General features: G+C 33.6%; 12 protein-coding genes. 7 read left to right on the top strand and 5 right to left on the bottom strand.

Features of this window, described 5'->3' with window-relative positions; genetic code table 11:
* Together V7024_RS18410 and V7024_RS18405 are read right to left on the bottom strand one after the other, a co-directional pair.
* Positions 1–447 (bottom strand): DMT family transporter (locus V7024_RS18410; protein ID WP_335522520.1); only part of this gene is annotated, 447 nt, incomplete at its 3' end.
* 13 nt (positions 448–460) lie between these two features.
* Positions 461–883: a DMT family transporter gene (locus tag V7024_RS18405; RefSeq protein ID WP_335522519.1), complete on the bottom strand. Its 423-nt coding sequence runs from the start codon at positions 881–883 to the stop codon at positions 461–463.
* Between the two features lie 95 nt (positions 884–978).
* Between V7024_RS18405 and yeiL the strand changes: the two genes are divergently transcribed.
* Together yeiL and pssA are read left to right on the top strand one after the other, a co-directional pair.
* Positions 979–1,677: a transcriptional regulator YeiL gene (gene yeiL / locus V7024_RS18400; RefSeq protein ID WP_335522517.1), complete on the top strand. Its 699-nt coding sequence runs from the start codon at positions 979–981 to the stop codon at positions 1,675–1,677.
* A 265-nt stretch (positions 1,678–1,942) separates the two neighbouring features.
* On the top strand, positions 1,943–2,434 hold the full coding sequence (pssA, locus tag V7024_RS18395; protein WP_335522515.1) for a CDP-diacylglycerol--serine O-phosphatidyltransferase: 492 nt from the start codon (positions 1,943–1,945) through the stop codon (positions 2,432–2,434).
* 231 nt (positions 2,435–2,665) lie between these two features.
* Here the strand turns inward: pssA and V7024_RS18390 are convergent, their stop codons facing one another.
* On the bottom strand, positions 2,666–2,866 hold the full coding sequence (locus V7024_RS18390) for a DUF1657 domain-containing protein (RefSeq protein WP_003198197.1): 201 nt from the start codon (positions 2,864–2,866) through the stop codon (positions 2,666–2,668).
* A 337-nt stretch (positions 2,867–3,203) separates the two neighbouring features.
* Here V7024_RS18390 and V7024_RS18385 point away from each other — a divergent pair, with 337 nt between their 5' ends.
* Positions 3,204–4,430: a phospholipase D-like domain-containing protein gene (locus tag V7024_RS18385; protein ID WP_335522513.1), complete on the top strand. Its 1,227-nt coding sequence runs from the start codon at positions 3,204–3,206 to the stop codon at positions 4,428–4,430.
* A gap of 369 nt (positions 4,431–4,799) precedes the next feature.
* Here V7024_RS18385 and V7024_RS18375 read toward each other — a convergent pair whose 3' ends face one another.
* Positions 4,800–5,978, bottom strand: coding sequence for an MFS transporter (locus V7024_RS18375; protein ID WP_335522511.1), 1,179 nt, complete (start codon positions 5,976–5,978; stop codon positions 4,800–4,802).
* Positions 5,978–6,544: a PadR family transcriptional regulator gene (locus tag V7024_RS18370; protein WP_335522510.1), complete on the bottom strand. Its 567-nt coding sequence runs from the start codon at positions 6,542–6,544 to the stop codon at positions 5,978–5,980. The genes V7024_RS18375 and V7024_RS18370 overlap by 1 nt, the downstream gene beginning before the upstream one ends.
* A 529-nt stretch (positions 6,545–7,073) precedes the next feature.
* Between V7024_RS18370 and lysS the strand changes: the two genes are divergently transcribed.
* The 4 genes from lysS (at position 7,074) to V7024_RS18350 (ending at position 10,259) form a co-directional block, all read left to right on the top strand.
* On the top strand, positions 7,074–8,627 hold the full coding sequence (lysS, locus tag V7024_RS18365) for a lysine--tRNA ligase (RefSeq protein WP_335522508.1): 1,554 nt from the start codon (positions 7,074–7,076) through the stop codon (positions 8,625–8,627).
* 228 nt (positions 8,628–8,855) lie between these two features.
* Positions 8,856–9,062 carry a helix-turn-helix transcriptional regulator gene (locus tag V7024_RS18360; RefSeq protein ID WP_306200704.1) on the top strand — a complete coding sequence of 69 codons (207 nt, stop codon included), beginning with the start codon at positions 8,856–8,858 and terminating at the stop codon, positions 9,060–9,062.
* Positions 9,059–9,490, top strand: coding sequence for a hypothetical protein (locus tag V7024_RS18355; protein WP_335522506.1), 432 nt, complete (start codon positions 9,059–9,061; stop codon positions 9,488–9,490). Before V7024_RS18360 ends, V7024_RS18355 begins: the two co-directional genes overlap by 4 nt.
* A gap of 529 nt (positions 9,491–10,019) precedes the next feature.
* A complete protein-coding gene (locus V7024_RS18350; RefSeq protein WP_335522504.1) occupies positions 10,020–10,259 on the top strand; it encodes a DUF3977 family protein in 240 nt (79 codons plus the stop codon).
* Positions 10,260–10,322 lie beyond the last annotated feature (63 nt).

The raw sequence follows: 10,322 nt of genomic DNA, 5'->3' as shown, positions 1-10,322 counted from the left end.
ACTTTGAACAGGTATATCCGCCCGATCAATAATCAAATTATATGTGAGTCCCATTATTACTAATAAACCACCGACTATCTTACCAATCGATATTTCATGTGAACTGAAAAAATCAAGGATAATGCCCATACCTAATTGATCGATAAAAATGAGTAATGTCAAATAGAAGGAAGATATTTTAGGAATAATATAGTTTGATAATCCAATTACTACAACACCTACTAATCCACCTAAATAGGCAAGAAACGGTATGGACTGCAATGTCGTGTAGGACATGTTAAAAGATTCATTACTAAACACTAAAAATAGCAATGAAAAAGCGAGACCAGTAATATAGTTGAAAAAAGTACCTTGGAAAATGCCAATTTGAGTTGCTAAATTTGCGTTAATCACCCGTGCGATTACAATGGAACAACCAGCTAAAATGGCAATACATATATATAACATCATTTCTCCTCCATTAAAAAACATTCATAACTATAATTCCAGAAGCGATCAGTAGTAAGCCGACCATTTTCTTTTTTTCAAACTTTACAACTTTCATTTCTAATAATCCGAAATGATCGATGACAATAGAAGTAATAGCCTGACCGAGTAAGCCTAAAGCGATTGTTAAGGATACACCGAGTGCTGAAAAACTCATATTTGTAAAAAGTACAGTGAATACCCCGATAGCTCCCGCGCTATATAAGTAAAGCGGAATCCCTTTATAAATCTTAAGTTTAAATTTACCCACTAATAAAATGATAATAACCGCAACTAATCCAACAGTATGAATTAGAACACTAGCGTTATAATTTCCTATAACTTCTGCTAAGATGCCGTTTAACGGAATCATTAGTGCGATGAGAGCACCAATAAATGCGGACAGTAATTTATACATAGTATTTCCCCCTTGCAATTTTAAGGTTAATTTACCATGATTGAAGTAATGTGTATGATGACATATGTCATAGTAAAAAGGGGATTTGAGGATTTATGAAAAAAATATATGATTCGAAGAAATTAGATGAGTATATTCAAAAGAATAATATTGAAGATTTTTTTAATCAGGATATAAAGTCTGTGATGGAGCTATTGTTATTTAAAAAGAATGAGTACATATGTAGGGAAAATGAAACGCTTCATTATCTTTATTTTTTTGTAGAAGGAAAAGCAAAGGTGTATACGACTTTAAGTAATGGTAAGTCGTTATTGTTAACTTTTTATAATGGGTTTGAAGTCATGGGAGATGTAGAACTAGTTCGTTCTCAAAAAACGTTTTCGAATGTCCAAGTGATAGAGGACTCCTATTGCATTGGAATTCCGCTAGAGAAAATTAGGACACGTTTACTTCATGATGCAACTTTTTTAAGTTTTATTTGTGATTCTTTAGCTCATAAACTGGCTAGACTTGCCCAAAATAGTTCCATTAATTTACTTTATCCACTTGAGAATCGATTAGCAAGTTATATTCTTGCGACAAGTGAAAGGATAAGGGAAAAAGAAAAAACCATGATATTTCAAGGGAACTTAACGGAAATATCGGAGTTATTAGGGACAAGCTATCGGCATTTGCTGCGAACATTAAATATTCTTTGTGATAAAGGAGTGTTAGAGAAGAAGGGGGGTTATTTTAAAGTAATAGATAAACTTTTACTACAAGAGTTGGCGGCAGATGTTTATAAACAAAATTAAACATATGTTTGTAGGTGAAGCTGTGAGTAGAGTAAGATGATTTTCATTAATGATGAAAATACGATAAAAAATGAAATAAGCTCGATCTTCCTTTAGGCAATTCTGCTTTAATGGCAATTGGTCCGATTTTCCTTAACGTACAGAAAATCGGCTTTTTTCTTGTCGAAATTTGCTTAGCGTACACTGGGCATGAATTATTAAGAATAACGGAAGAATATATAGAAAATGCTATATAAATAGGAAGCTTGATCAAGGGGGGACAACTTTGTTCAATTGGATAGTAAAATCTGTACCTAATTTATTTACGATTGGAAATTTATTGTGCGGTGTTTTTTCAATCACCTTAAATATGAACGGCTTTTTGGAAGCAGCCTCCATATTTATTTTCTTTTCGGCTGTTTTAGATCTTTTTGATGGAAGGATTGCAAGAAAATTAAAAGTGAATAGTGAGTTTGGCGTAGAATTGGATTCCTTAGCTGATATTGTTAGTTTCGGAGTTGCTCCTGCACTTCTATTTCATTCGATAGCGGCACCATCTATTTTAACTTCTTTGGCATTTATCCTTTTCCCAACGATGGGTGCTTTAAGATTAGCTAAATTTAGTGTTAAACCAACCATTGGATATTTTAAGGGATTACCTATTCCAGCTGCTGGATTACCATTGGCTGGTATGGGGTTGTTTTCATATAGCAATGCATGGATTACCTTAATCCTCGCTCTCTTAATGGTAAGTCCAATTAGGTTTAAAAAACTTTAATTGGGGTACTGTCACACATCCATCAACTTAAGCATTTTATAACACACCCAAAACGAAAAAATGTGCATCTCCAGATGAAAATGTACATTTTTTTGTTTTGGAATATTTGCTTTTCTTATCTTGCTATTGATGTGGTGAGACCCTTTAATTGTAATCATCATTTTGATAATCGTTACCTAAGCTGAGCACTCTTCCATGTGGACGATATTCTATGTGAAAGGTATTATGTTATTACTTGTACTGAGGCTCTTCTTGTTCAATTTGCTGAAGACGAGGATTTAAAGATTCAATAATTTCTTGAGTTTGTTGTGCTGCACCTTTATATAATTGTTTTGCTTGCTGGTTATCGGTATCAAGAACAAATCCTTCTAGGCATGCTTGAGCACTCTTTAATCCAGCGATAGTTTGTTTAAGTTTAGTACTTACTGTCATGTAGTATTTCCTCCTTGTAAATGTACTTCAAAATATAGAATGCCTATTTTGTTATCATAGTACGATTTCCAATTTTAGGGTTATGTGAATGAGAAATTTTACAGTTAATTATCTGAAGGAGGATTTTTTTAGCCAATAGATACATGGAATCCCGTTAAATGATGTTATGTTAACTTGACTTGAATAGAATATTTATAAGAAAAATCTACCATGTAAGAACATAATTGACTTACATATTCTATGGTAAAGATTAGCTTCATGGATGGATATGGAATAGTTTTGTCCCGATAACAAAAACTAACAGAAAGAAAACGATAATATATAAAGGAGATTAAATATGCTGAAAAAGATAGGGGGAATTTTCCGAGTACTCCTCTTTGTATTTATCGGCGGATGTTTTGTTTTGCTTGTTTGGGGTGAAATTGACAGAACAACAGCTGAAAAAAGTGGGAGATTTAACCGGCAGCCTAACCAATACCCTATTCGTCAAAGTGATATTACTATGTATACGGACGGGAAACAGTTAAACAATCAATTATTCTCAGATATAAAGAAAGCAAAACATTACGTGCATATTAACTTTTTCTCTATTGCTGATGATAAAGTAAGTCATCAGTTTCTAGAGTTATTGAGGCAAAAAAGTCAGGAAGGTGTAGAAGTATACTATGCAGTGGACAGGCTAGGTGGAGTTTTACTAAAGAAGAAGGAAATAGAATTATTAGTTAAAAGTGGAGTGCATTTTACGTATTACAATAAGCCTGCTTTCCCTTATATTTCTTCTTCTTTGGATCATCGGAATCATCGTCGTATTTCAGTTGTTGATGGGAAAATTGGGTACATTGGCGGATTTAACATTGGCAAGAAGTACTTAGGAGAAAAAGAAAAACTTGGTTACTGGAGAGATTATCACCTTCAAATACGAGGAGAAGGAGTTCAAGATCTAGAACACCAATTTGTGTTAGACTGGAAGAAAAACTCAGAGAAACCGATTCCGATACACAGTGCGATAAAGGAAAAGGGAGCAACCACGCATCGATTTACTGCATATTATAGCGGAGAAAAACTTGGGCAAGATTATGCAATGCTGTTTCAACAAGCAAAAGAATCCATCATTATATTAACACCTTATTTTATACCAAAAGACAGAACTATTTGGAACGCATTAGTAGATGCAAGAAAGAGGGGAGTCCGTGTCAAAATTCTGTTCTCACCTCATTCAGATGCACTGTTAGTTAAAGAAGCAGCGTATCCATATATCCGAAAAGCATTAAAACAGGGAATAGAAGTATATGGTTATAAAAAGGGAGTGTTACACGGTAAAGTATTTTTGATTGATGAAAAAATATTGATGGTTGGGACCGTGAATTTTGATTCGCGCTCGTTTCATTTAAATGAAGAAATGAACTGTTATATCCATGACCCTGTCTATATTTCGAAAATAAAGCCAGTCATTAATGCAGACTTACAAGATTCAAAGCGAGTAACATCCTCTGACGTCAATCAATTATCTATAAAAGAAAAAATGAAAGAAAAGATTGCAAAAATGTTTGAGTATTATTTGTAAAAACAAAGGATTTTTATATTAAGGAGTAGTAAACTGCATTTTATTAGAATAAATGAAATTACTGACACTAATAAAGAAAGCTATGGGGTACCGTCCCATGCCCATCGAGTTAAGATCTCTTAATACCCCCAGAACGAAAATTTTGTGCATTTTGCCCTTGGGGTAACTCGTTCTTTTAGCTCGATGGAAATATGGCAGGACCCCTATAAGCAAACAAAAGATGTAGCCATGTTATAAGAAATACTGAATCATCATAGTACACGCCAAATTACACTTAAATATATTGGAATTAACAAAGAAGAAAAAGATGAAATCTTGGATACATTTTTAATCTAACGTTAAATCTTCTAAAAATACGTTATAGGATATTCACGATTGTTTTTTTATTTTCCAAAAAAACAGTCCAAGATAACATAGGAGAATAAAACTAATGGTGTACAGTGTATTTGTTAATCCGAATAAATCAGATAAATTTCCGCTTAACGTTGGACCAAAGAACATGCCAATAGAGTAGGCTGTATTATAAATAGCAAAGAGTGTACCGTATGCACGAATTCCATTTTTGTCCGCGAGGTATGTCAGTTCTGGCAGAGCGGGTGCTAGTAAGAAACTGAAGCTAATTCCTAGCACAGCAAGAACAAATATCACAGAGATAATATTAGGAACGAGTGTTGTGAATGGAAAGCATAGAGCAGCAATAATAAGTCCAATAATCATTGTTTGATTTCTGCCAAGCTTATTTGAAAGTGTCCCAATTACTGGAGCAGTAAATCCATAAGCGAGAGTGGGAACAGCGAATAACAGGCCGATTGTTCCTGAACTTAGGTGTAAAACATTATGTAAATATAAAGGAAGAGTCGGCTCTAAAGCGCTAGGCAAGGCAGCTCCAAGTATAATAATTCCGATAATCATAAATAAGGAGTGCATCTTTAATATGGAACGATAAGAAATACGTTGCTCAGTATCTTGTTTCGGTTCATCATGAAGTAATGTGATTCGTAATATTCCATCAATAAGTGCGATTCCAGCTGCGAATATAAATGGTAAGTGATAGCCGCCCCATTGGTAAAGAAAGCCACCGATAGTTGGACCTAATAGCATGCCAATTGCTTGGCCGGATAGAGCTATCCCCATTGCTTTCCCGCGTTCTTTTAGAGGGAATACATCTGCAAGAAGAGCTAACCCAGTTGTCCATGTTGCAGCTGCTGATATACCTTGTAGCATTCGTGCTACAACCAATAACCAAAAACTGTTCGCGAATCCAAATAATAAAGTTGCAGCTGCTAATCCAAATAAACCTAGAATCATAGGGAGTCTTCTACCCACTTTATCGGAGACCACCCCTAAAATTGGGGTTGTGAGAAGTAACGTAATGGCATAGCTACCGAATAAAAAGCCAATTTCAGCTTGCGTGGCCCCAAGCGTTTTTGCGTAGCTTGGTAAGATGGGCACGATCATTCCATAAATAAGCATATCAGTAAAGACAGCTACTGCTACAACCCATAAAGCAGCTTTTTGTATTCGAGACATTTTTATTTGGGGTTGCATCATTTTTCCTCCTCTCTGGTCTTTTCTTCTAATATAGATAACTTCTTTTCTAGCTTTTCGATAAAACGAAGTTGCATCTCACATTGCTCATAAATATTTTCAAATATAAGAGTTACATGCTCAGGAACGTCGATCATTTTCTCTTTAATCGATTGTCCTGCTTTCATATTTTCGAACATATTTACAATCTCTTTTTTTTGTTCCTGCAAAGCAGCTGTAATTTTTGGGACAGAAACCGCATCAGCTGTGAAAAAAGTTAGTGCTGTATATAGATGAGTTGGGAAAATTACCGAAGATTGTTGAAAAGATTCAATCATTAGCTTGTGAAATTCATCTTTTCCAGCTGCTGTGATACTATATATTGCTTTAGAACGATTTCCTGTTTTTTCAACAGTATCAAGTTCTACTAATCCTTCTTTATCCATTTTTTTCAAAGCGTGGTAGATGGAAGCAGGGAAAACACCTGCCCACGTATCCGTTTGTGCAGATTGCATTGCTTGCTGTAATTCGTAGCCAGACATAGGACCGTACTGCATTAATAAACCAAGTACCATTAATCTTGTCATCATTATCCCTCCACTAAAATAGAAAATATTTTATACTAAACGTTTAGTATTAATGTAAGCTTATTGAATAAGTTTTGTTTTGTCAAGATTTGGAACGGATTTTTTTATCATGGTGATCAACAAATAATAACTAATCATAATTGACAATAATCATTTTTCTGATTATTATTAATGCAATTAAGAAATTGAAAATATTAACAGTGATGAAGAGAAGAGTAATTAAGAAATGTTATGTAACAGAGAACTCCGGTAGCTGAGAAGGAGAGGTAGCGTTCTTAATGAAAAAAGACTTGGAGCTTCGTATGGAACTAAGTTGATTAGGGATAATACGACGGGTTCTCCCATTATAGAGATAGGGTATACGCAATTTGCCGTACCCGAAGAGGTTGGTATGGTGACATATCAATAAACTGAGGTGGTACCACGATGAGCACAACTCTCGTCCTCAAGATTTATAATCTTGGGGGTGGGAGTTTTTTTATTTGGGGAAAAGGTTAAAGTGAAATGATTTTATGAAGAGGTGATAGTTATGCACTGGGCATATAAAATAGCAAATGAATTAATTAATAAATATCCAAATAAAAATACTTTTGTGTGTGCGTCAGGAATTAGTCCTTCGGGATCAGTTCATATAGGGAACTTTCGGGAAATTGTAACTACGTATTTTGTGGTGAAGGCGCTGCAAGACTTAGGGAAGAAAACACGTTTTATTTTCTCATGGGACGATTATGATCGATTTAGAAAAGTACCTAAAAACGTTGATTCCTCTTTTGAAAAATATATTGGTTTGCCGTATTCAGATATTCCAGATCCTTTCGGGTGTTATGCGTCGTATGCAGAACACTTTGAAAAAGAATTTGAAAAGTCTCTAGCAGCCTTTGGAATTGAAGTGGAGTTTCTATATCAAAGTAAGGAATATAGAGCTGGTAGATATAATAGGCACATTCTTCATGCATTACAACAAAGAAAAGAAATATATGACATAGTCATGAAATTTAAAACGAGCGATATTTCAGAAGAAGAGAAAAATGCTTTCTACCCAATTGCACTATATTGTGAGAGTTGCGGAAAAGACCATACAGAAATAAAAAAGTTTGATGAAAAAAATAAAACGATTGAATATGTTTGTAGTTGTGGAAACCATTCTATGTTATCAGTGATGAGTGCAAATAATATGAAATTGAATTGGAAAATAGATTGGTCAATGAGATGGATGGTTGAAGATGTCATTTTCGAACCAGGAGGAAGAGATCACTCATCAGAAACAGGAAGTTATAACGTATCAAAAGAAATCGCTAGAAGGATTTTTAACTATGAAGCACCTAACTATGTAGCTTATGAGTTTATAGGAATAAAAGGTGATCATAAAAAAATGTCTAGCTCAACTGGAAATATTATAACGCCAAATGAACTACTAAACATATATTCACCTGAAATCATCCTCTTTATGTTTTCTAAGTATAAACCAAATGCATCTTTTAACATTGGTCTAGAGGAAGATGTGATTAGAAATTATTCTGAATATGAAAGGTTTCGAGAGAATTACCGAAATGGAACGTTACAAGATAAAGATAGATGTCTTTATCTTAAATTATCAAAAGTTAACGATGAAAATGAAGTGTTTCCGAAATTTAACCAAGTAGCAGGTGTCTTACCATTAGTAAACTTTCATGTGCAGGCATTACAAAGAGTTCTTAGTAAAACAGGTGAGGAATATACCATAACAGACATCAAAACAATAAGCGATCGGGTAGAATATTGGATTAAAAATTGGCATCCGCAAAAAATGATTCGTATAAACGATAAGAAAGATATCGAATACTATGAAGCATTAGAGGAGATTCAGAAAAAGTGGTTAAAAGTATTTTGTGACATACTCCGTAATAGTCGGCAGATAGATCAATTAATGGAGAAAATATATGCAATTTGTCATGACGAGGATAAAAAAATCATGAGAGCTAATCAAAAGTTATTATTTAATATGGTATATAAGCTTGTTTTGAATAGCTCAAGCGGTCCACGATTGCCGCTATTAATTCAGGCGGTAGGGATTGAGCGAATGGTTTCTTTATTAGATTTTTAATAAAAATAGCATGTGAATAGATAAGATTGTATCCATAAACAATATTTTTCATTTTATAATGTTTGTTAAAAATTATTTCTTACTTTTTGAAAGAAACTTTATAAATTGAAGAAACCTTTCAAAAAGATGGTTCCTCCTACCTCGAGATACGGAGGAACTGTCATTTTGATGTAATTTATACTTTACATAAAGGAATATATATATTACATTTTAAGTGGAGGGTGTTATATGAAAAATCATGTAAAGGTTGCTCGTGTAAAAGCAGATTTGACTCAACAACAGCTTGCTGATGCGGTCGGTATTACAAGACAAACGGTTAGCCTGATTGAAAAAGGGAAATATAATCCGTCATTAAAGTTATGTTTACAAATTTGCTATGCCGTAAATGCAAAATTAGATGAAATATTTTGGGTGGATCAGGAGGATTTTGAATGAAAAAAATTACAGATGAAAGACTTATGTTAAGAAATTTACAAAATATTAAAATTGCTTATATCGTCCAAACGATGGGGGTTTTATGTATTCTTGGTTACGACTTCATCCAAGGGGGAATGGAAAGGATGCGTGAGAATCCCCTTTGGATGGTATTTATGTTAACCGCTATTGTTGCTGCATATTTATCAATGAGTATTAGTGTAGAACATGAAAAAGAAATAAAAGATCCAAAGAAATCATTTATTATTAGCATGGCAGTACTAACTGTAATTGGGACAGGTGTTGCATATCTTACTTCAATTACACCCAACTTTGGCTGGAAAGATGGTCTATTATTAGGAGCTATTTTATTTATCTGTGGTCTTATACCGGTTTACTATGTATACAAATTAAGAGTGAAACAAGGACAGGATCTAGAAGATGAGTAGAATGTGGTGTGAAAGAATCCATTTTGATTCTATGTCAAAATGGATTCTCTCTACAGTAAATAGACGTTTAACTGATATTTGATTTTACTTCAAATCAATATGAGCCTTCCACTTATCCCACGTTACAATGTATTGTGGTAAATCCTCTGGATGATGACGAATGGAAGTAGCGATGCGACAATATAAGCCTAGTAATATTTCTTCAAATAAATCTATTTTATTTTGAGGTTGCCAAAAGGTTCAATAATTCCTTTATTTTCAAGATCTTTTAATATATCTTCAGTGGTAGAGTACTGCATACTATTTTTCTTCTTAAAATAATAATTATTCTTTATTTTCTGTTATTATTTCATCTTTTCATAAAATCCGCTTTGTGACAATGGTTTGTTAATAAGTAATAAAAGAAGGATTCTATATTGTATTCATAGAACAAGTAGTATGGTCAAACACAATATAAGATGTAATAGTTAACATAATATAATTATGTTTAAATGAAAGCTGATAAATATTTTTATAAGGGGAATTACAATTGAAGTATATTGAATTTGGAATCGGAAATAAGTGGTTTGTTAGAACGGAAATAGAATATGATGATGGAACAGAGACGGAGCAGCGTGGTATTGTAAAGCCAATTCATTTTGAATCGGCTTATATGAGATGTTGGATAAGACAAACTTGTTTAATAGTAGATACAAAAGAAGGCTTTAAGAAAATGAAAAAGAACCGTAATGAATTCAAATTTATTTTAGGAATTGTAAGTAGGAGATAGAGAATGAGAGGAATCAAAAGTGCATTGTATGTAATCTTTTGATTCTGATGCTAGACTAAAAAG

Source organism: Bacillus sp. JJ864, assembly GCF_036963045.1.
GTDB classification, from domain to species: domain Bacteria; phylum Bacillota; class Bacilli; order Bacillales; family Bacillaceae_G; genus Bacillus_A; species Bacillus_A pseudomycoides_C.
This window is presented reverse-complemented; position numbering and strand designations above follow the sequence as displayed.